At 59.0% G+C, this 19,383-nt stretch carries 21 protein-coding genes and 1 tRNA gene; 13 read left to right on the forward strand and 9 right to left on the reverse strand.

Annotated features, from left to right (window positions below; genetic code table 11):
- The first annotated feature begins 91 nt into the window (after positions 1–91).
- Both ftsH and glmM read left to right on the forward strand, forming a co-directional pair.
- Positions 92–2,035, forward strand: coding sequence for an ATP-dependent zinc metalloprotease FtsH (gene ftsH / locus GDN47_RS01600; RefSeq protein ID WP_113330342.1), 1,944 nt, complete (start codon positions 92–94; stop codon positions 2,033–2,035).
- Positions 2,036–2,408: 373 nt separating this feature from the next.
- The gene (glmM, locus tag GDN47_RS01605; protein WP_145632022.1) at positions 2,409–3,761 is read left to right on the forward strand and encodes a phosphoglucosamine mutase; all 1,353 of its coding nucleotides are present in this window, start codon (positions 2,409–2,411) and stop codon (positions 3,759–3,761) included.
- Positions 3,762–3,848: 87 nt separating this feature from the next.
- On the opposite strand, the gene GDN47_RS01610 is transcribed toward glmM, so the two are convergent.
- Complete coding sequence (locus GDN47_RS01610; protein ID WP_233789744.1) at positions 3,849–4,331, reverse strand: SH3 domain-containing protein; 483 nt, start codon at positions 4,329–4,331, stop codon at positions 3,849–3,851.
- 398 nt (positions 4,332–4,729) lie between these two features.
- On the opposite strand from GDN47_RS01610, the gene GDN47_RS01615 reads away from it, so the two are divergent.
- Both GDN47_RS01615 and GDN47_RS01620 read left to right on the forward strand, forming a co-directional pair.
- Positions 4,730–5,581 carry an outer membrane protein gene (locus GDN47_RS01615; protein WP_069611818.1) on the forward strand — a complete coding sequence of 284 codons (852 nt, stop codon included), beginning with the start codon at positions 4,730–4,732 and terminating at the stop codon, positions 5,579–5,581.
- Between the two features lie 244 nt (positions 5,582–5,825).
- On the forward strand, positions 5,826–6,641 hold the full coding sequence (locus GDN47_RS01620; protein WP_145632024.1) for an outer membrane protein: 816 nt from the start codon (positions 5,826–5,828) through the stop codon (positions 6,639–6,641).
- Positions 6,642–6,651: 10 nt separating this feature from the next.
- On the opposite strand, the gene GDN47_RS01625 is transcribed toward GDN47_RS01620, so the two are convergent.
- Positions 6,652–7,437 (reverse strand): glycosyltransferase family 25 protein, encoded by a 786-nt coding sequence (locus GDN47_RS01625; protein WP_233788676.1) that lies wholly within the window; start codon positions 7,435–7,437, stop codon positions 6,652–6,654.
- 267 nt (positions 7,438–7,704) lie between these two features.
- Here GDN47_RS01625 and GDN47_RS01635 point away from each other — a divergent pair, with 267 nt between their 5' ends.
- The 8 genes from GDN47_RS01635 to GDN47_RS01670 all read left to right on the forward strand — a co-directional run bounded on the left by GDN47_RS01635 (position 7,705) and on the right by GDN47_RS01670 (position 15,196).
- The gene (locus GDN47_RS01635) at positions 7,705–8,883 is read left to right on the forward strand and encodes a phosphoserine transaminase (RefSeq protein ID WP_145632026.1); all 1,179 of its coding nucleotides are present in this window, start codon (positions 7,705–7,707) and stop codon (positions 8,881–8,883) included.
- A 139-nt stretch (positions 8,884–9,022) separates the two neighbouring features.
- Positions 9,023–10,618, forward strand: a complete 1,596-nt coding sequence (serA, locus tag GDN47_RS01640; RefSeq protein ID WP_145632028.1) for a phosphoglycerate dehydrogenase — start codon at positions 9,023–9,025, stop codon at positions 10,616–10,618.
- A 207-nt stretch (positions 10,619–10,825) separates the two neighbouring features.
- A complete protein-coding gene (locus GDN47_RS01645) occupies positions 10,826–11,473 on the forward strand; it encodes a lysophospholipid acyltransferase family protein (protein WP_145317519.1) in 648 nt (215 codons plus the stop codon).
- 2 nt (positions 11,474–11,475) lie between these two features.
- The gene (locus tag GDN47_RS01650; RefSeq protein WP_145632030.1) at positions 11,476–12,426 is read left to right on the forward strand and encodes a phosphatidate cytidylyltransferase; all 951 of its coding nucleotides are present in this window, start codon (positions 11,476–11,478) and stop codon (positions 12,424–12,426) included.
- Positions 12,423–12,815: a hypothetical protein gene (locus GDN47_RS01655; protein ID WP_145632032.1), complete on the forward strand. Its 393-nt coding sequence runs from the start codon at positions 12,423–12,425 to the stop codon at positions 12,813–12,815. Before GDN47_RS01650 ends, GDN47_RS01655 begins: the two co-directional genes overlap by 4 nt.
- Before the next feature lie 13 nt (positions 12,816–12,828).
- Positions 12,829–13,482 (forward strand): CDP-alcohol phosphatidyltransferase family protein, encoded by a 654-nt coding sequence (locus GDN47_RS01660; RefSeq protein WP_152092568.1) that lies wholly within the window; start codon positions 12,829–12,831, stop codon positions 13,480–13,482.
- A gap of 273 nt (positions 13,483–13,755) precedes the next feature.
- Entirely contained in the window at positions 13,756–14,955 is a 1,200-nt protein-coding gene (mnmA, locus tag GDN47_RS01665; protein WP_145632785.1) for a tRNA 2-thiouridine(34) synthase MnmA, read from the forward strand.
- Between the two features lie 164 nt (positions 14,956–15,119).
- Positions 15,120–15,196: transfer RNA gene (locus GDN47_RS01670), tRNA-Met, on the forward strand.
- A gap of 94 nt (positions 15,197–15,290) precedes the next feature.
- On the opposite strand, the gene GDN47_RS01675 is transcribed toward GDN47_RS01670, so the two are convergent.
- The 7 genes from GDN47_RS01675 to GDN47_RS01705 all read right to left on the reverse strand — a co-directional run bounded on the left by GDN47_RS01675 (position 15,291) and on the right by GDN47_RS01705 (position 18,426).
- Positions 15,291–15,500, reverse strand: a complete 210-nt coding sequence (locus tag GDN47_RS01675; protein ID WP_145632037.1) for a hypothetical protein — start codon at positions 15,498–15,500, stop codon at positions 15,291–15,293.
- Between the two features lie 212 nt (positions 15,501–15,712).
- Positions 15,713–15,967 carry a PilZ domain-containing protein gene (locus GDN47_RS01680; RefSeq protein ID WP_113355115.1) on the reverse strand — a complete coding sequence of 85 codons (255 nt, stop codon included), beginning with the start codon at positions 15,965–15,967 and terminating at the stop codon, positions 15,713–15,715.
- A 288-nt stretch (positions 15,968–16,255) separates the two neighbouring features.
- Entirely contained in the window at positions 16,256–16,675 is a 420-nt protein-coding gene (locus GDN47_RS31890; protein WP_156090738.1) for a hypothetical protein, read from the reverse strand.
- A gap of 100 nt (positions 16,676–16,775) precedes the next feature.
- The gene (locus GDN47_RS01690) at positions 16,776–17,027 is read right to left on the reverse strand and encodes a DUF6074 family protein (RefSeq protein ID WP_069611806.1); all 252 of its coding nucleotides are present in this window, start codon (positions 17,025–17,027) and stop codon (positions 16,776–16,778) included.
- 121 nt (positions 17,028–17,148) lie between these two features.
- Entirely contained in the window at positions 17,149–17,358 is a 210-nt protein-coding gene (locus GDN47_RS01695) for a DUF982 domain-containing protein (RefSeq protein ID WP_173002450.1), read from the reverse strand.
- Between the two features lie 359 nt (positions 17,359–17,717).
- Positions 17,718–17,975, reverse strand: a complete 258-nt coding sequence (locus GDN47_RS01700) for a DUF982 domain-containing protein (protein ID WP_113355111.1) — start codon at positions 17,973–17,975, stop codon at positions 17,718–17,720.
- A gap of 190 nt (positions 17,976–18,165) precedes the next feature.
- Positions 18,166–18,426, reverse strand: a complete 261-nt coding sequence (locus GDN47_RS01705) for a DUF982 domain-containing protein (protein ID WP_092712227.1) — start codon at positions 18,424–18,426, stop codon at positions 18,166–18,168.
- A 259-nt stretch (positions 18,427–18,685) separates the two neighbouring features.
- Between GDN47_RS01705 and GDN47_RS01710 the strand changes: the two genes are divergently transcribed.
- Positions 18,686–19,381 carry a DNA-3-methyladenine glycosylase I gene (locus GDN47_RS01710; RefSeq protein WP_145632042.1) on the forward strand — a complete coding sequence of 232 codons (696 nt, stop codon included), beginning with the start codon at positions 18,686–18,688 and terminating at the stop codon, positions 19,379–19,381.
- Positions 19,382–19,383: the final 2 nt, after the last annotated feature.

The following is a 19,383-nucleotide window of genomic DNA, read 5'->3' on the forward strand; positions in this document are numbered from 1 at the left end:
TTTGCCTTGGCAAGGGCTTGGCGCAACCCTATGTTAGGGATCAAGTAATGCCGTCGCTCAAGCGGCGGAAGTTTCAGTGCTGGGGAGTTCGATGAACCCTAATTTTCGTAATTTCGCTCTGTGGGCAATCATAGCTCTGCTGTTGATTGCCCTGTTCAGCATGTTTCAGAACGCGCCGGCACAAACAGGCTCCAGGGAAATACCGTATTCGCAGTTCCTCCGGGAAGTGGATTCCGGTCGTGTTCGTGACGTGACCGTCACGGGCAACCGCGTTGTCGGCAGCTATGTCGAAAACGGCACGCCTTTCCAGACCTATGCTCCGGTCGTGGATGACAGCCTGCTTGAACGCCTGCAAAGCAAGAACGTCAACATCGTCGGCCGTCCGGAATCGGATGGCTCCTCGAGCTTCCTGAGCTATCTCGGCACGCTGCTGCCGATGCTCCTGATCCTCGGCGTCTGGCTGTTCTTCATGCGGCAGATGCAGGGCGGCTCGCGCGGCGCCATGGGCTTTGGCAAGTCGAAGGCAAAGCTTCTGACGGAGGCACATGGCCGCGTCACCTTCGATGACGTCGCCGGCGTCGACGAAGCCAAGCAGGATCTGGAAGAAATCGTCGAATTCCTGCGCGATCCGCAGAAGTTCCAGCGCCTCGGCGGTCGTATTCCGCGCGGCGTGCTGCTTGTCGGACCTCCCGGTACCGGTAAGACGCTTCTGGCGCGCGCCATCGCCGGCGAAGCCAACGTGCCGTTCTTCACCATTTCCGGTTCCGACTTCGTCGAAATGTTCGTCGGCGTCGGTGCAAGCCGTGTCCGTGACATGTTCGAGCAGGCCAAGAAGAATGCGCCTTGCATCATCTTCATTGACGAAATCGATGCCGTCGGCCGTCATCGTGGTGCCGGTCTCGGCGGTGGCAACGACGAACGCGAACAGACGCTCAACCAGCTGCTGGTCGAGATGGACGGCTTCGAAGCCAATGAAGGCATCATCCTGATCGCCGCGACCAACCGTCCCGACGTTCTCGACCCCGCGCTGCTGCGTCCGGGCCGTTTCGACCGTCAGGTTGTGGTGCCGAACCCGGATATCGTCGGCCGCGAGCGCATCCTCAAGGTTCACGCTCGCAACGTGCCGCTGGCTCCGAATGTCGATCTCAAGACGCTTGCCCGCGGTACGCCCGGTTTCTCCGGTGCGGATCTGATGAACCTCGTCAATGAAGCCGCTCTTATGGCCGCCCGCCGCAACAAGCGACTGGTGACGATGCAGGAATTCGAAGACGCCAAGGACAAGATTATGATGGGCGCCGAGCGTCGCTCTTCGGCCATGACCGAGGCGGAAAAGAAGCTCACCGCCTATCACGAAGCCGGTCACGCGATTACGGCGCTCAATGTCGCTGTCGCAGATCCGCTGCACAAGGCGACGATCATTCCGCGCGGCCGTGCGCTTGGCATGGTCATGCAGCTCCCCGAGGGCGACCGCTACTCGATGAGCTACAAGTGGATGGTGTCGCGCCTCTGCATCATGATGGGCGGCCGCGTTGCCGAGGAGCTGACCTTCGGCAAGGAGAACATCACCTCCGGCGCATCCTCCGATATCGAGCAGGCGACCAAGCTTGCCCGTGCGATGGTCACGCAGTGGGGTTTCTCCGACGAGCTCGGCCAGGTCGCCTATGGCGAGAACCAGCAGGAAGTCTTCCTCGGCCACTCCGTTTCGCAATCCAAGAACGTTTCGGAAGCGACGGCTCAGAAGATCGATAACGAGGTTCGCCGTCTGATCGACCAAGCCTATCAGCAGGCCAAGGATATCCTTACCTCCAAGCACGATGAGTTCGTCGCACTGGCGGAAGGCCTGCTCGAATATGAGACGTTGACGGGCGAGGAAATCAAGGCGCTGATCCGCGGCGAAAAGCCGGCGCGCGACCTCGGTGACGATACGCCGCCGAGCCGTGGTTCGGCCGTCCCGAAGACCGGCGCCAAGAAGGACGGTTCAGTCGGTGCCAAGGGCGATGAACCCGAAGGCGGTTTCGAACCACAGCCGCGCTAAAGGCGCGAGGCGTTCAATCTCGGTTGAGAGGCCAGCCACCTGTTTCAGGTGACTGGCCTTTTGTTTCGGAGAGGGCAGAAAGGCGTAACGCTTCCGATGTTGATCAGCCCTTGTGGCAACTGGCGGGTGGGGCAAAGTAATGCGGAGGCAGTAGGCTGTGAATTGGACTATTGTCGGTCTCGACCTGGTACGGTTTTTTAGTGCTTATTAATGGTAACGCGTTGTAATAGGCGTTCTCGGTAATTTAAGTGCCGAGTTTTACAATCTGTGGCATGAGCCACAAGCATCGATGTTTGCAGTGTCGCTTGCTTTGGGGCGGCGATATCGATGCCGCTGCAGTCCCGATGAGGACGCGGCAACGACAGGAGTGCATATGAAACGTCGTTATTTCGGAACTGACGGAATTCGCGGTCAATCCAATATCTATCCGATGACGCCGGATCTTGCCATGCGCGTAGGTATCGCTGCCGGCACGATCTTCCATCGAGGCAGCCATCGCCATCGCGTCGTTATCGGCAAGGATACGCGCCTTTCCGGCTATATGCTGGAAAATGCCATGGTGGCGGGATTTACCGCGGCCGGTGTCGATGCCTTCGTTCTCGGCCCTATCCCGACACCCGCTGTCGCCATGCTGACGCGCTCGCTGCGCGCCGATATCGGCGTGATGATCTCTGCCTCGCACAATCCCTACGAGGATAACGGCATCAAGCTTTTCGGGCCGGATGGTTACAAGCTCTCCGATGATCTGGAAATGAGAATCGAGGAGATGCTCGACAAGGACATGTCGGAGCATCTTGCCAAGTCGGAGAATATCGGTCGCGCCAAGCGTATCGATGGCGTGCATGACCGTTATATCGAACATGCCAAGCGCACGCTGCCGCGCGATGTGACGCTGCAGGGTCTGCGGATCGCCATCGACTGTGCCAACGGCGCCGCCTACAAGGTCGCTCCGGCCGCTCTTTGGGAGCTCGGCGCCGACGTCGTCACCATCGGCAATGAGCCGAATGGCACGAATATCAATCTGAACTGCGGCTCCACCAGCCCCGTTGCCCTGCAGAAAAAGGTGGACGAAGTCCGCGCCGATATCGGTATCGCGCTCGATGGGGATGCCGACCGTGTCATCATCGTCGATGAGACCGGCACGATCATCGACGGCGACCAGCTGATGGCCGTCATTGCCGAAAGCTGGGCCGAGAGCCAGACGCTGCGCGGCAATGGTATTGTCGCAACCGTGATGTCCAATCTCGGCCTCGAGCGCTTCCTGGACGATCGTGGCATGTCGCTTGCGCGCACGGCCGTCGGCGACCGCTATGTCGTCGAGCATATGCGCCAGCACAATTACAATGTCGGCGGCGAGCAGTCCGGCCACATCGTATTGTCCGACTATGGCACGACGGGCGACGGCCTCGTGGCTGCGCTGCAGATCCTTGCTGCGGTGAAGCGCACGGGCAAGCCGGTCAGTGAAGTCTGTCGCCGTTTCGAACCGGTACCGCAGCTGCTGCGCAATGTCCGCATTTCCGGCGGCAAGCCACTGGAGGACATTCAGGTGCGCCAGGCAATTGCCGATGCGGAAAGCGAGCTTTCCCGCAACGGCCGTCTGGTGATCCGCCCTTCCGGCACCGAGCCCCTGATCCGCGTCATGGCGGAAGGCGACGATCGCGGCCAGATCGAACGTATCGTCGGCGGACTGATCGACGTGATCTCGAATGTGCGTTCGGCCGCTTGAGCAAACGAAAGAAGTAATTCCGGAATAATACTATGGCCGCCTCGTCGAGGCGGCCATAGTATTTTCAGTTTCGGCATGATGGTCAGCCTACTGGAACGTTTCTCCGGGATAGGCGCCCCAAAGCTTGTCCTGCCTGACATAGCCTCTGGCGGAATGCTCCCGGACCGAAACACGACACCAGGTCCCAGTGCAGGATTGCAGCGAGACCAGTACGCGCGGCTGCAGCTCCGCGATTGCCTTGGCGGCGGGATTCGGATCGGTGCGCAGCATGGCATTCTTCGTCAGCCACGGGGCGACTACGGCCGTCCGTGTTCCGGAGAGCAGGGCGCTGTGCATCCAGCCGGTCACTCCGGTATCATCGCGCACCTGTCGCCAATGGCCATATTCGTCGATGATTTCCAAGGGAAGACCCGGCTTCATATAGATCCATTTCGTGGCATAGATCGTCGAAGGCCCGACGCGCATGCGCGCCTTATGAGCTCGGAGCGAAACGTAGCGCGGGATCGGCAAGCCCGTCTCGCGCCCTTTGTTCCAAGCAGTGGCCGTGGCTGCCGCCGGCTTGACCGGCATCGTGCCTGCCAGTGTGACGGAGCTCAAGAAGATAAGAGCAAGGCCCAGGCCGGCCCATATTGTTCGACGGTAAGTCAGCGACTTCCTCCTGAATTATCTCCCGGCCGAAGCACTGTAATGGTTTGTTTCTTGCCAATTGGTTTAGAGGGTCGGGCCTGGCTTTGTGCCCGGACGCTGTGTTCCTGTGAGGAAATAGAGGAAGCGGGTAATCGTATCCCATTCTCTTTATTTAAAAATCAATGTTCTCTAATATATAAAATAAAGTATAATTTCTGAATAAACAGGGTAAATATTCGTAGTTAATCAGGTTTTAACTCCTTTTCATCATTATCCCTGTCATGTCTTTTCAATTGGCAAGCATTTGCTGTGCCAAGGGCAAGAAATTTGGAGCCAAAGCCATGATGAAAACCCTGATAGGGGCACTTGCCACTTTGCTTGTTGGCACGTCGGCCTTTTCTGCTGATCTCTATACACCGGAACCGGTTCAGCCGGCGCCGGAAGTGACCGTCGCCCAATCCAGCGGCTGGTATCTGCGCGGCGATGTCGGCTATGCCTTCACGAACCTGCGCGGTGCCAACTACTTCCAGGGCTCCAATTCCAGCCTGGTCGATTTCGATCGTGCGAAGCTGGACGGCAATGTCACGCTCGGCGGCGGTGTCGGTTACCAGATCAACAACTACCTGCGCACGGACTTGACGCTCGATTATCTCTTCAAGTCCGACTTCAAGGGCTCCACGAAGGGCGATTGCGGCGCCTGCGGCCCGGGCTTTACTCCGACCGCGGCGACCTCTCGCGATCTCGCTTCGCTGACGGCCTATAGCTTGCTTGCCAACGCTTATGTCGATCTCGGCACTTACGGCATCTTCACCCCCTATGTCGGTGGCGGTCTCGGCGGCACCTATGTCAAGTGGAGCAATCTGAAGAACACGTCGTGCTCGGACGCCAACCCGGATTCCTGCGACGGCTCGGTCACGCATAATGGCCGCGGCAGCTGGCGCTTCACCTATGCGCTGATGGCCGGTACATCCATCGACCTGAGCTGCAATCTCAAGGCCGATGTTGGCTATCGCTACCGTCACGTTCAAGGCGGCGACATGTTCGGCTATAACGAGAATGGCGGTCCTGGCTACGACAAGGGTCTGAACCTGCACGAAGCCCGCATCGGTGCCCGCTACACCTTCGGCGGCTGCCAGACCGCAAGCTACATGCCGCCGGCCGATATCCCGGTTCAGCCGTCGGTCTACAAGTAAGCAATATCCAATCCACGTTATTAAAAAGCCGTCCGGTTTCTTCCGGGCGGCTTTTTCTTTTTCCCATTCCGTTAAGTAATTCCGCGCTGTTTTAAAGCTTCATTAACCATGAATTCCCTATGGTTAATGAAATGAGAATGGCCGCCTTCCTGCATCGGATCCTCTTTTTGAGGATATTGCGAGGAAGCACAGGCCAGCCGATTCGACGCGCGGGCGTCGGCCCGAGGATGGAAGGCGAGGGGTAATGATCCGTTTTGACGCTTTGGCGCTGGCCGCAGCGATGGCAGGCGCATCGGCGGGTATTGCCTTTGCGGCCGATGCAGCACCACCGGAAATCAAGATGCCGGAGGTCAGCGTCAAGGATGCCAGGGGATGGTATGTGCGCGGCGATGTGGGCTATTCGGTCAACGCCAGCCGCACGGATACGAGACTTCGTGCCTATGATCCTGCGGGTGGCGATTACAGTTCGAGCAGCTTTGATTCCACCCGGTTCGGCAGTGATTTCTCCGGCGGCCTCGGTATCGGCTATCAATTCAACGATCTGTTTCGCGCCGACGTGTCAGGCGATTTCTTCAGCGGCGATTTCAATGGCCGCATTTCGAGCGATTCGCCTTGTTCCGGCGGGGCCAGCGGCACGGGATGCTCTACGAAGGCCCGTTCTTCCTTCAGGGCCGGCAGCCTCATGGTCAACGGCTATGTCGATCTCGGGACGCTTGCGGGTTTCACGCCCTATGTCGGCGCCGGTCTTGGTGCCACGCGGGTTTCCTGGAACAGCGTCAATGTCACCGGCTCCTGTCTTGATGGCGCATCGGGTTGTGGCGGTGCTGCGTCGGTCAGTGCTCGATATCCTGGCGAAAGTGACTGGCGCATGACCTATGCCTTGATGGCGGGTGTCGCCTATGAAGTCGCGCCGAACGTCAAGGTCGATCTCGGCTATCGCTTCTCCCATATCGCCGGCGGCGACATGTTTGGCGATTCTGCGGCCAGCGCCACCACAGGCCGCGACGGGGCATTGTCGCGTCACGAAATTCGTGTCGGCCTGCGGATCACCACCTGGTAAGGCTCATCGCCTATGGCGTCGTCAGCACATAGGCGATGCGGCGAAAGAAATCCAAAGTTCGAAAAATGTGCGCCGGAAAACGCCGCAGGGCAGAAGATTTGGCTGCTCGATAATCGCGGCGCCAGCCGATCATGGTCGTTCTCTGCAGCCGGCTGAAACCGGCAATATTCGCGCGCGTGCTGACGATGGATATATGCATGTCCCAGCCGCGCTCGACGGCCACATCCCAGGGCAGCGACATCACGGAGAGCGATTTCACGATCTTCTCGGCGCCGTGGCGCGTGACGAGATAGCAGGCGGTGGAACCCTGTGGACCGAACAGGCAACGCCCGACGATATCTCCCTTGAGGCTGCGCGCCATGGCGCGAAAGCCGTTCCAACGGTGATTGACAAGCTTGATGAGATCGGCGGCTGGCGCGGCTTCCCTGGCTGCCGCGGCACGTGCCAGAAACTCGGCATCCAAGGCGACATCGTCTTCGATGATGATGGCTATTTCGCCGCCATTTGCCAGAAACTGGCGCAGAGCCGTCAAGTGACTGCGGTAGCAGCCGTATTCGCCGGGCAGAATGGTCCGGCCATGTCGGCGCTGGAAACGGACATGGTCGACATCGATCCATTGGTCGCGCGGGACGAGCGCGCCATCGATGCCATCGATGCGTTCGAATCGGAAGCCGAATTCATCGCTTTGCCGCTGGATCTCGGCCAGCCGCTCTGCCGCGCGATCGATATTGATCAAATAGACCGGCATGGCCTGTACGGGCATCAAAGGGTTTTCGGCGAGTGCAGTTAGGGACATCGGGCACACTTGTTATTTCTATCGGCGCAAAATTGGCGCGCTCACCGTCTTATATGATTGCGCGTCTGCACGGAATCCAGCTTTTATGGAGCCAAATTTGGCTTATTTCCATTGCGCGTAACTTGCATGTCATCACACTTTCTGCACGACTTCGTGAGGGAGTGCCATCCGTAATTTTTACTATTGCGCTTGCGGGCGGCTTCCAATATATCCGGCGGCGGGACACCCTTCCCCAACGAAGGGCTTTCTATCTGAGAGGATAGCATCATGACTAAGCTCGCCAAGCCGGACATCCGTCCGAATAATACCCATTTCTCTTCTGGTCCATGCTCGAAGCGCCCCGGTTGGACGCTTAACGCTCTTTCCGACGCGGCTCTTGGCCGTTCGCACCGCGCGAAAGTCGGCAAGGCAAAGCTGAAGCAGGCCATTGATCTCACTCGCGAAATTCTGGAAGTGCCTGCGGATTACCGCATCGGCATCGTTCCGGCGTCCGACACCGGTGCCGTCGAGATGGCGCTCTGGTCGCTGCTCGGCGAACGCGGCGTCGACATGCTCGCCTGGGAAAGCTTCGGTGCCGGCTGGGTTACCGACGTCGTCAAGCAGCTGAAGCTCAAGGACGTCCGCAAGCTCGAAGCCGGCTATGGCGAGCTGCCCGATCTTTCCGCTGTCGATTTCGACCGCGACGTGGTCTTCACCTGGAACGGCACCACCTCGGGTGTTCGTGTTCCGAATGGCGATTTCATCCCCGCCGATCGCAAGGGCCTGACGATCTGCGACGCCACCTCGGCAGCCTTCGCTCAGAACCTCGATTTTGCCAAGCTCGATGTCGTCACCTTCTCCTGGCAGAAGGTACTTGGCGGCGAGGGCGCTCATGGCGTCATCATCCTGTCGCCGCGCGCTGTCGAGCGCCTGACGACCTATCAGCCGGCCTGGCCGCTGCCGAAGATCTTCCGCATGACCAGCGGCGGCAAGCTGATCGAAGGCATCTTCACCGGTGAGACGATCAACACGCCCTCGATGCTCTGCGTCGAAGATTATATCGACGCTCTCCTCTGGGCGAAGGATCTCGGCGGCCTCAAGGCGCTGATCGCCCGCGCCGATGCCAACGCCAAGGTCATCCACGATTTCGTTGCCGCCAACGACTGGATCGCCAATCTCGCCGTCAAGGCCGAGACGGAATCCAACACCTCCGTCTGCCTGAAGATCGTCGACAAGGATGTCGTCGCTCTCGATGCCGATGGCCAGGCGAATTTCGCCAAGGGCCTGGTTGCGCTTCTCGAAAAGGAAGGCGTCGCCTATGACGTCGGCCATTACCGCGACGCGCCGTCAGGCCTGCGCATCTGGGCGGGTGCCACGATCGAAGCTTCCGACATGCAGAAGCTGATGCCCTGGCTCGCCTGGGCTTTCGAAACGCAGAAGGCGACGCTCTCCCAGGCTGCTGCCTGAGGTTTGACGCGTTTATGGCTCCGCCGGTGAGGCGGAGCCCAGCATTCCGAATTCTCATTATTTTCATGCAATTCCGACCGGAAAGCCGTTTCGCATTTTGTGGGATTGCTCGTCTTAGCTGACTTTTCAGGAGGCCTCCATGGCACCTCGCGTTCTCGTATCCGACGAACTGTCGGAAACCGCCGTCCAGATCTTCCGCGATCGCGGCGTCGAAGTCGATTTCCAGCCGCAGCTTGGCAAGGACAAGGACAAGCTGTTCGAAATCATCGGCAATTACGATGGTCTTGCCATCCGTTCCGCCACCAAGGTGACGGAGAAGATCATCGAAGCGGCCAAGAACCTGAAGGTCGTCGGCCGCGCCGGTATCGGCGTCGACAATGTCGATATTCCTGCTGCCTCGCGCCGCGGTATCATCGTCATGAACACGCCGTTCGGCAATTCGATCACGACCGCCGAACACGCCATCGCACTGATGTTTGCCGTTGCCCGCCAGCTTCCGGCTGCCGATGCCTCGACACAGGCCGGCAAGTGGGAAAAGTCGAAGTTCATGGGTGTCGAAATCACCGGCAAGACCCTCGGCATCATCGGCGCCGGCAATATTGGCTCCATCGTGATTGCCCGCGCCCTCGGCCTGAAGATGCATGTCCTGGCCTACGACCCCTTCCTGTCGAAGGAACGCGCCGAGGAAATGGGCGTTACCAAGGTCGAGCTCGATGAGCTCTTCGCCGGCGCCGACTTCATCACGCTGCATGTGCCGCTGACCGACAAGACCCGCAACATTATCGACGCCTCGGCCATCGCCAAGATGAAGCAGGGCGTGCGCATCATCAACTGCGCCCGCGGCGGTCTCGTCGATGAGGCAGCCCTTGCTGCCGCCATCAAGTCCGGCCACGTCGCCGGTGCCGCTTTCGACGTCTTCGAAGTCGAGCCGGCCAAGGAAAGCCCGCTCTTCGGCCTTCCGAATGTCGTCTGCACGCCGCATCTCGGTGCTTCCACGACCGAAGCCCAGGAAAACGTCGCGCTTCAGGTCGCCGAGCAGATGTCGGACTACCTGATGAAGGGTGCCGTCTCCAATGCCATCAACATGCCCTCGATCACGGCGGAAGAAGCACCGATCCTGAAGCCGTTTATCAAGCTTGCCGATGTTCTCGGCGCTTTCGTCGGCCAGGTCACGGACGATCCGATCAAGGAAATCGAGATCCTCTACGACGGCGTCACCGCCAACATGAACACCAAGGCTCTGACGAGCGCGCTGCTCGCCGGCCTGATCCGCAATCAGGTTGCCGATGTGAACATGGTTTCGGCGCCGATCATGATCAAGGAAAAGGGAATCGTGCTTGCCGAAGTCAAGCGTGACAAGACCGGTGTCTATGACGGCTATATCAAGCTCACGGTGACCACCGACAGCATGACGCGTTCCGTCGCCGGTACCGTCTTCTCGGACGGCAAGCCGCGCTTCATCCAGATCAAGGGTATCAACCTCGATGCCGATGTCGGCAATCACATGGTCTATATCGCCAATACCGACGTTCCCGGCATGATCGGCTTCATCGGCACGACGCTCGGCTCCGCGGGCGTCAACATCGCCAACTTCCAGCTCGGCCGCGACAAGCAGGGTGGCGATGCCATCGCGCTTCTCTATGTCGACGGCCCGATCAGCGATGAGGTGCTCGGTAAGCTGACGGCGCATCAGGCGATCCGCCAGGCAAAGCCGCTGGTCTTCAACGTCGACTGAGCCTGCCCGCCCTGAAGAAGGGTGCAGCTACAGAGTTCGCTCCTCCCAAGAGCCAGTCTGAAAGCCCGGTGCGACGCGAGTTGCGCCGGGCTTTCTTTATTGTTGTGAGGGTTGTGGATAAGCCCGGTGCGCAGACTATCGGGGGCAAGGAAACGCGCCTATCTCTATATTATGGAGGCTTTGCGGAAGAACATCCTCGGGGAAGGAATGGGCACGCCGATCGAATGGCTGGCAAAGCCGGTCTCGGTGGCGATCGTGCTGTTTGCGCGCGCCATCACCGCCGTTCGGGCGATCTGGCCCGAGAGCGGCATGCAAACCCGCCGCTGCATCTATTTCGCCAATCATTCCAGCCATGGCGATTTCATTCTGATCTGGACTGTCCTGCCGCCACGATTGCGCCGACGCGTTCGCCCGGTAGCTGGCGCGGATTATTGGCTGAAATCCCCGCTGAACAGCTTCATCGGCCGCGACGTTTTCAACGCCGTGCTGATCGAGCGCGATCGCGAAGCGCGCAAGGAGGATCCGGTCACGCAGATGACGCAGGCGCTCGACGCCGGTTCCTCGCTGATCCTGTTTCCGGAAGGCACCCGCAATCTGACCGATCAGCCGCTGCAGCCTTTCAAGAGCGGGCTTTTCCATCTTGCCCAGGCTCGCCCCGATATCGATCTCGTGCCCGTCTGGATCGACAATCTTAATCGCGTCATGCCTAAGGGCGAGTTCGTGCCTATTCCGCTGATCTGCACCGTCACCTTCGGAGAGGCGCTGCATATCGGCGAGACCGAGGAAAAGGCGGAGTTCCTGGCAAGAGCCGAAGCGGCCTTATTGGCGCTGGCGCCCAAGCGGGCAGGAGACTGAGCATGAGTGCGGCAAGCGCCGATCTGATCCATCTCGTTCTCGGCATTTTCGGCGTTCTGATCGTCGCCTCGATCATCGGCTATGTGCTGGAACAGCGCCTGTCGCCCGACGGATCGAATGCTGCAATCGAAAACCTGAACGCGCGCATCAAGGCCTGGTGGGTGATGGTGGTGCTGATCGGCATCGCCTTCATTGCCGGGCGTGCCGGCGTCATCCTGCTGTTTGCCTTCTGCTCCTTTGCGGCACTGCGCGAATTCGTGACGCTGATCAACACGAAACGGGCGGATCATTGGGCGCTTGCCGCCGCCTTCTTCGTCGCCCTGCCGGTGCAATATTACCTGCTCTGGGCCGAGCAATACGGTATCTATTCGATCTTCATTCCCGTCTACGCCTTTCTCTTCATGCCGATTATCGCGGTGCTGCGCGGAGATACCGAGCGGTTTCTCGTGCGCATCGCCGAAGTGCAATGGGCGCTGATGATCTGCGTCTTCTGCGCTTCGCATGTGCCAGCGCTGCTGACGCTGCATATTCCGGGATATGAAGGCCGCAACGTGCTGCTGATCGCCTTCCTGGTGATCGTCGTGCAGCTCAGCGACGTCCTGCAATATGTCTGGGGCAAGCTCTTCGGGAAGACGAAGATCGCGCCGCGTCTGTCGCCATCGAAGACGGTCGAGGGTTTTGTCGGCGGCGTCATCAGCTCCTCGTTGATCGGGGCGACGCTCTGGTGGGTGACGCCGTTCACGCCGCTGCAGGCCGGGCTTCTCGCCTTCATCATCACCATCATGGGCTTCTTCGGCGGGCTTGTTATGTCGGCGATTAAACGGGATCGCGGCGTCAAGGATTGGGGCCATCTCATCGAAGGGCATGGTGGGCTGATCGACCGGCTGGACTCGGTCGTCTTTTCCGCGCCGATCTTCTTCCATCTCGTGCGCTTCTGGTGGTCATTGTCATGAGCGGAAAGGTGAAAGCGCTTGCCGGCAGCAGCATCGTGCACGTGCTTTTCGCCTTCCTTGCCATGGGCGGCTGGGCCGTCTTCGCCAATCGTATGCATCCGATGCCGCGGCCGCTGGTATCAGGCCTCGTGCAGGGCGTGCTTTCTGGCTGCCTGACGCTGTTCCTGAAATCCGTGGTCGAGGCTTTGTCGCGGCGATTCAGCGGCCTTGTGCGCCTTTGGGCGCCGCCACTGATCGCCTGCCTGGGCTCGGCGACCATCTTGGTTGTCATCCACGCGCTGAGCGGCACGCCGGAGATCCTGAAGACCATCGCCGTGCCACTGCTGGTCTCCTCCAGCTATGCGGCGATCTATAATTATTCAATTTCAGGCAATGCCGCGAAGTCATGAAAGGTGAGGGGCGATGACAGGCGAGGGGATGGGCGACAGACGACCGCTGGCGAGCCGCAACACGCGATGGGCTCAGACGCTGGCGCGGCGCATAACCGCGCTTTCGGTAACGCCGAACCAGATCTCACAAGCGAGCATGCTCATGGCAGCGCTGGCAGGGGCTTCGTTCTGGCTCTCTGGCGTCGCGGAAAGCGTCGGGATGCGGGTGGTCCTGCTGATCCTTGCCGCCTTGTTCTGCCAGCTGCGTCTGCTCTGCAATCTGCTCGATGGCATGGTGGCAGTCGAAGGCGGAAAGGCTGAAGCCGATGGGCCGTTCTGGAACGAATTTCCGGATCGGATCGCCGATATCCTCATCTTTGCCGGTATTGGCTATGGCATCACAATGCCAGGCCTCGGCTGGGCGGCGGCTGCCTTTGCTGTGCTGACGGCCTATGTGCGCGAGCTTGGCCGCGCCACCGGCAATCCCAGCGATTTCGTCGGCCCGATGGCCAAGCAGCACCGCATGGCGGTTGCGACGACGGCGGCTTTGCTCTCGCTCGTCGAAGCGCTATTGAGCGGCGGCAGCTGGGTTTTGACCGTTGCGCTCTGGATCGTCGCCATCGGCTCGGCGGTCACGGTGTTGAGGCGCAGCCGCAATCTGATCCGGCATTTGAAGGCAAAGGGATGATCCGCGATTTCGCTCACCCCTTGCATGGGTTGGCAATCCTTTCTATATCCGTCCACAATTGAGGCAGGCTGCAAAGAGCGGCTAAAGGCCCTTGTGATGAAAATTCGCCGCTTTTGCATGGCATCCGGCGGCAAGAAGCATGATCCCGAAAAGTGTGCAGCGGTTTTTGGATCAGATCGTGCGAAATGAAATCGTGAGAGCGTGACGACGTTTCGAAGAAAGGTCATCCCGCTCGGCAGCATCGAAGATCGTTCAAGACTGGCGGCAACGACCGTGAATACACTGGATTTTGACAAGAGGCCGGAAGATACCCGCGTCGTCGTCGCCATGTCGGGCGGTGTCGACAGCTCCGTCGTTGCCGGTATTTTGAAGCGGCAGGGCTATGACGTGCTCGGCATCACGCTGCAGCTCTATGACCATGGGGCCGCCGTGCATCGCGCCGGCTCCTGTTGCGCCGGCCAGGATATCGACGATGCGCGCCGCGTCTGCGAAACGCTCGGCATCCCGCATTACGTACTCGACTATGAAAAGCGCTTCCGCGAGACGGTGATCAATCCCTTTGCCGAGAGTTATGTGGCCGGCGAAACGCCGATCCCTTGCGTTGCCTGCAACCAGACCGTCAAGTTCGCCGATCTACTGGCGACCGCCAAGGAACTCGGCGCCGATGCGCTGGCAACAGGGCATTATATCCGCTCGCGCCCGAATCCCTCCGCTGAACATCCGCATCGCCGCGCGCTTTATCGCCCGGCCGATGCCGATCGCGATCAGAGCTATTTCCTCTTTGCGACAACGCAGGAGCAGATCGATTATCTGCGCTTTCCACTCGGCGGCATGCCAAAGGCCGAGACCCGCGCGCTTGCCGAGGAGATGGGTCTGGTCGTTGCCAAGAAGGCTGACAGCCAGGATATCTGTTTCGTGCCGCAGGGCAAATATTCCGATGTCATCGCCAAGCTGAAGCCGAATGCGGCGCTTGCCGGCGAGATCGTCCATCTCGACGGCCGCGTGCTCGGCCAGCACGAGGGCATCCTGCATTATACGATCGGCCAGCGCCGCGGCATCGGTGTGGCTACAGGCGAGCCGCTCTACGTCGTCTATCTCGACGCCCGCTCGCGCCGCGTCATCGTCGGCCCGAAGGAAGCGCTGGAAACGCATCGCGTCTACCTGCGAGATGTGAACTGGCTGGGCGACAAGCCGCTGATCGAGGCCGCTTCCGGCGAAGGCTTTGCCTGCTTCGCCAAGGTCCGCTCCACCCGTGCACCGTCGCCGGCCGTGCTGCACGCCGATGCCAGCGGCGTCTATGTCGATCTTACGGTTGGCGAGGCCGGCGTCGCTCCTGGCCAGGCCTGCGCGCTCTATTCGGCACCCGGCGACGACGCCCGCGTCTATGGCGGCGGCTTCATCGAACGCTCGGAACGCGAGCCGATGGCGGAAGCTTCCTTGAAGGCGCTCCTGGCAAGCCCGGTCGCAGCTTAAACGATAGACAAGATCGGTTTGGAGAAACCACTGATTTTTCCAAATCATCCGCTTGACACCGAGCCGAACCGCACCTTATAAGCCGCTCAACCGACGAGCCAGCGCTTTTCGAGCGGGCGGTTCGTTTGACCTTTGTGTTTGGTGTTCGACATCAAGCGCAGCGTGGCGGAGTAGCTCAGTAGGTCAGAGCAGAGGAATCATAATCCTTGTGTCGGGGGTTCAAATCCCTCCTCCGCTACCATACGTCCCCAACAACTCTGCACGGCTACCTAAGAAAGCGCTCGTTTGTTATGGGCGCGAAAGCTAAACCCTTTCGACATTTGAAAGGGCTGAATTCAAGAACCGGCCGCGCCAATCCCCTTGGGGCCGTCGAGACGAGCGACGTCGTCATCCAAAGTTCGCACCGCTACTGCCAAGGTTGCTAGTGCCGACATCATGAGGGCGTGGTCTTGGCCTTCCTGGGATTGCGATTGGGACAGAGCAAGAGCTCGATCATGAAGCTGCTGGCTGATGGTATCGAGCCGATCGATAGTGTCTTGGTTCATAGCCGTCTCCTTCACAAACCAATTCGGCAGAGCGCCATATGTTTGGGAATGCAGGCTGCGGCTTATTTGTTCCGGGCGAACCTGATCGGCAGGGCGGCAACTGCGATTTGGGATATCGCCGGCAACTCCATATCGATCAGATTTGGCTGATAGCTCTTCCGGTATCTATGTTTTGCAAGGCGGCCAGAGGCATTAGCCGCCGAGGGACGGCCTCATACAAATTCGACGCCCATGCTGTTGATTTTTCGCCAGCGCACTGCGCAGGCCAATAATCTCTCGTCCGAAAGTTGCAGTTTGAAGGCGTTGGGTGCGGCGAGTGGGTTTTCGATTTGGATCATGGCGCCGGTATCGGACAGATTTCGGACGAGGCAATCGAAGACCGAGTGGCCGTCGTTAAATATGATTTTCGCGCCGAGAAGCGTTCGCTTTCGGGTGGCTACCCGGCCTTCGGGTGAGAATGCCGTCATCGCGCTGGCTCCTTCAGTCCTGTTTTTCACTAATATGGCATGTTCTAATATCGAAGATATTAACGGGAAGTCGCAAATTGAGCGCTTCCCGCAGTCAGATGTAGCGAAGGGGAGTGGCGGGCATTGGCAAGATGCCGGCGGGACGGGGGCGGGCCCAGCCTGTGGCGCATCGGCACCGCCATATCTTCGAGAGCCTGTCTCTCCGGTTTGATCGCAAGCGGAATATCTCAGCGATGTCGGATGAAGGCAGCCACCGGCGAACAAGTTGCCGTCAATTGCGTTGTATTTTCAAACGGCCAATGGAAATCCATGCAACATCTCTTGCAAGACGAAACATGCTCTGGCACCGTGCCGCCATAGGGGATCGGGATTTTCAATGAGATTGTTTTTGGCAGCGGCCACCATGCTGGTGATCGCCAATTCCGCGATGGCTGCAGACGATGCCGTGAGCAATGCGTTCCGGGTCTGCAAGATGATCGACAATACCGGCTTGTTTACAGCACCTTGCCAGGTTTCCAGCCGGAGGTACGCCGTCATGGCGACCATAGATCTGCCGAACGCCGATGCCAGGAAGGCCTGCGCGCAGATCACCGGCGTGGTTTCGTCAAAGGGGCTCCATTTTCCCGGGGGAGAATGGACCGTGCAGATCAAGTCACCGACCAGCGGCGACAAATCCATCGCATTTTGCAGATTGCCGAAATAGAGCAACTCCAGGAAAACTGCGTAGCGGTTTTCCGTCCGGAACTGCGAAAAAACAAAGAGATAGAGCGTTCTCGCAATTCAAGGAAGCGGAGAAGCTCTAACGCCGTCAGGCCGAGGCGTTCAGTTCCTCTTCGGCATAGGCAAGCTGCAGTTCCATCTGGACCGCATGCATGAAGAGGCCGGCTTGCCGCGAGATTTCGCCGTCTTCCACTCCCTGTTCGCGCAAGGCGTTGGCAAAGAGTGCCATTTCCGAGCGCCAGAAGCGGTTTGCCGCCTCACCATGTAGCTGCTGAAGGGCTGTGGCACACCGCCTGACATCACTGGTACGCCTGTCGGCCGGGAATGGTAGAAGCGACATATTCTCTCCGTCATCGGCAGGGGCGAATCGCCTGCCTCTGTTGGCAAAGATCGCCGGCACTCGTTCACAAAAAGTGAATAATGTCAGAGAGATCCCGCGTGGCGCGGGAAGGATGGGTGATTCACTGCATTACGGATATGCCTGCTTCCCGAGCAGCCTTGATCAAGGCCTCTCTTACGGCTTCGGCAGGGACGGCGCCAAGCATAGCTTCGAGGCAGACCCGTACCGCTGCGACATAGTCTTCGCCATTTGCCACCGGCCAATGTTCCAGCAGCAGCTCTGCGACCTGATGCACCGAATTGACGCGGCGGGTTCCGCCATTCTCACCCATGACAAGCGTGACAGCTGGAAATGGTCGTAAAGTGTTTCGTTTCAAAACGCATTACCTCCGAAACGTTCATGCTTCGGTAACACAGCAAGAAGCGTTCCGATTCGGACGCTTTCCGGCCGAGGTCAGTGAAACAGGTTCCGCTCCTTGGTACGTGGCGAGCAAATTCACCTCGTAAATTCTCGCAATGATTGTAGAAGTGCGGCGAATTATCGTATCTCTCCCGCAGAATTGGATAGATCTTGGGAGAGCTTATGGTCACGCACGCGCGGTGGCCGACGGCCCTATGCCGAGATACCGCATGCAGAGCACGGAAGCTTGCGTACTCAAACACGGATCGGCAATAGGTTCAGTATCGCTATCTAGTCGAGCACGCCGGCTTCGATGCAGGCCTCGATGAACACCTTCCTGGCGTACTCGCAAAGAAAGGGGTCGGTCACAGCTTCAAGGCAGAGGCTTCTGGCCGAATCGTATTTTTCGCCTCTGACGGTCGGCCAGCGGAAAAGGAGGTGATTGTGGGCTTCCTTCGGGCTTCGAATTGCTTCCGGCATGCCGTGGCCGATACGCAGATATACGGGCTCTGGCCAGCGGCTTGCGCCGGCCCTAAAGGTCATTTTCATTTCGATGATGCTCCGACATTGCGAGTGAAACTCCCGCCACGGCAAAAAGTTTCGCAATTTCCGGAAAATCGGTCCGCACCATTTCTGTAGGAGCGGTGCGGCGCTCAACAGTGTGGCAGCCTACCGGACATACCCCAATCAAGCCTTGTGAAAACGGTGCGCAGCAGGTCTCGAAACAGGGCAGCAATTCCTACTGAATCACCGGCATCTCAAGGGGGACGCCAGCCTCCGATGCTGCAGCGACAAAGCTATTGCGGGCTTCCAGCGGTTGTCCCTGGCCTCTTTCGACGTCGGCACAGACCTGCAGAGCCATCATGAAAGCCTTGCCCTCTGCGACAGGCCATGCGTTCAGCAGCATGTCCAGCGCTTCCTTGGTGTTCGCGACCGTATAGACTTTTCCGGTGCGCTTGCAGATGACCATGATGGGATAATTCCAGTCTTTATTGTTCATGGCAGGAGGCTCCGATCCGACGCCGCCGAAATTAACGCTACGGTGTGCGGAATCTCAAGTTAATTTCAAGACGATATCTGGAGCACTCCGGAACTGTTTCAATCGTCGGGAAATCAATTCGAATGCCGGTGTGATCAACTTTCGAGTCATAACTTTCGACGTCGTGTTTTTCACAGGAAATCATTGCGCGGAGATTACTTGCACTGGGCGATGAGATCATAAAAGACTTGGCCCACAGCGTGGCCGACAGGAGAGGGTGATGGGAAGCTTTGCCGAGATCAGGGAGCGGGCCGAGAAGCGCAAGGGAGGCGCCGACGCGTTAAAGGCGCTGATGCCCAAGGCGCCGAACCATGAAGTGCTGCGTGCTCTGCCCGATGATCGGATCTTGTCGGAGATGACGCGCTACATCTTCTATGCGGGTTTTGTGCGCAACGTCATCGATTCGAAATGGGCTGGTTTCGAAACGGCATTCTCCGGCTTCGACCCCGCTTTTCTCAATCTGGCGCCGGATGATTACTGGCATGATCTGACCTCGGACGCACGGGTCATCCGCAACGGCGCCAAGATCATGTCGGTGCGGGCCAATGCACAGTTCATCCGCGCGATTGCAGATGAGCACGGCAGCGTCGGCCGTTTCTTCGCCGATTGGCCGCTGGAGGATCAGATCGGCCTGCTTGCTCTCCTGGACAAGCAGGCGAACCGGCTCGGCGGCATGACCGGGCAGTATCTCCTGCGGGCAATCGGCCGCGACAGCTTCGTCATGAGCCATGACGTTCTCGTCTGCCTGCGGCTTTCCGGCCTTCCTATCTCGGAGAATAAGCCCACCAAGAAGGATCTTCGACTGATCCAGGATCAGTTCAGCGCCTGGCACGTCGAGACGGGCCTACCGATGACTTATCTCTCGCGCATCTGCGCCTTCTCCGTCGGAATGCCGGGAGAAGAGGACGAGGCCTGATT

This window comes from Martinezella dioscoreae (assembly GCF_009176305.1).
Taxonomy (GTDB): Bacteria; Pseudomonadota; Alphaproteobacteria; order Rhizobiales; family Rhizobiaceae; genus Rhizobium; species Rhizobium dioscoreae.

Coding starts and splice junctions, on each gene's coding strand:
- ftsH (WP_113330342.1), top strand. CDS start 92: ATGAACCCTAATTTTCGTAATTTCGCTCTGTGGGCAATCATAGCTCTG.
- GDN47_RS01660 (WP_152092568.1), top strand. CDS start 12,829: ATGACAGGCGAGGGGATGGGCGACAGACGACCGCTGGCGAGCCGCAAC.
- serA (WP_145632028.1), top strand. CDS start 9,023: ATGGCACCTCGCGTTCTCGTATCCGACGAACTGTCGGAAACCGCCGTC.
- GDN47_RS01700 (WP_113355111.1), bottom strand. CDS start 17,975: ATGAAAATGACCTTTAGGGCCGGCGCAAGCCGCTGGCCAGAGCCCGTA.
- GDN47_RS01655 (WP_145632032.1), top strand. CDS start 12,423: ATGAGCGGAAAGGTGAAAGCGCTTGCCGGCAGCAGCATCGTGCACGTG.
- GDN47_RS01695 (WP_173002450.1), bottom strand. CDS start 17,358: ATGGGTGAGAATGGCGGAACCCGCCGCGTCAATTCGGTGCATCAGGTC.
- GDN47_RS01675 (WP_145632037.1), bottom strand. CDS start 15,500: ATGAACCAAGACACTATCGATCGGCTCGATACCATCAGCCAGCAGCTT.
- glmM (WP_145632022.1), top strand. CDS start 2,409: ATGAAACGTCGTTATTTCGGAACTGACGGAATTCGCGGTCAATCCAAT.
- GDN47_RS01650 (WP_145632030.1), top strand. CDS start 11,476: ATGAGTGCGGCAAGCGCCGATCTGATCCATCTCGTTCTCGGCATTTTC.
- GDN47_RS01710 (WP_145632042.1), top strand. CDS start 18,686: ATGGGAAGCTTTGCCGAGATCAGGGAGCGGGCCGAGAAGCGCAAGGGA.
- GDN47_RS01625 (WP_233788676.1), bottom strand. CDS start 7,437: ATGTCCCTAACTGCACTCGCCGAAAACCCTTTGATGCCCGTACAGGCC.
- GDN47_RS01620 (WP_145632024.1), top strand. CDS start 5,826: ATGATCCGTTTTGACGCTTTGGCGCTGGCCGCAGCGATGGCAGGCGCA.
- GDN47_RS01645 (WP_145317519.1), top strand. CDS start 10,826: ATGGGCACGCCGATCGAATGGCTGGCAAAGCCGGTCTCGGTGGCGATC.
- GDN47_RS01635 (WP_145632026.1), top strand. CDS start 7,705: ATGACTAAGCTCGCCAAGCCGGACATCCGTCCGAATAATACCCATTTC.
- GDN47_RS01615 (WP_069611818.1), top strand. CDS start 4,730: ATGATGAAAACCCTGATAGGGGCACTTGCCACTTTGCTTGTTGGCACG.
- GDN47_RS01690 (WP_069611806.1), bottom strand. CDS start 17,027: ATGTCGCTTCTACCATTCCCGGCCGACAGGCGTACCAGTGATGTCAGG.
- GDN47_RS01680 (WP_113355115.1), bottom strand. CDS start 15,967: ATGACGGCATTCTCACCCGAAGGCCGGGTAGCCACCCGAAAGCGAACG.
- GDN47_RS01705 (WP_092712227.1), bottom strand. CDS start 18,426: ATGAACAATAAAGACTGGAATTATCCCATCATGGTCATCTGCAAGCGC.
- GDN47_RS01610 (WP_233789744.1), bottom strand. CDS start 4,331: ATGCCGGTCAAGCCGGCGGCAGCCACGGCCACTGCTTGGAACAAAGGG.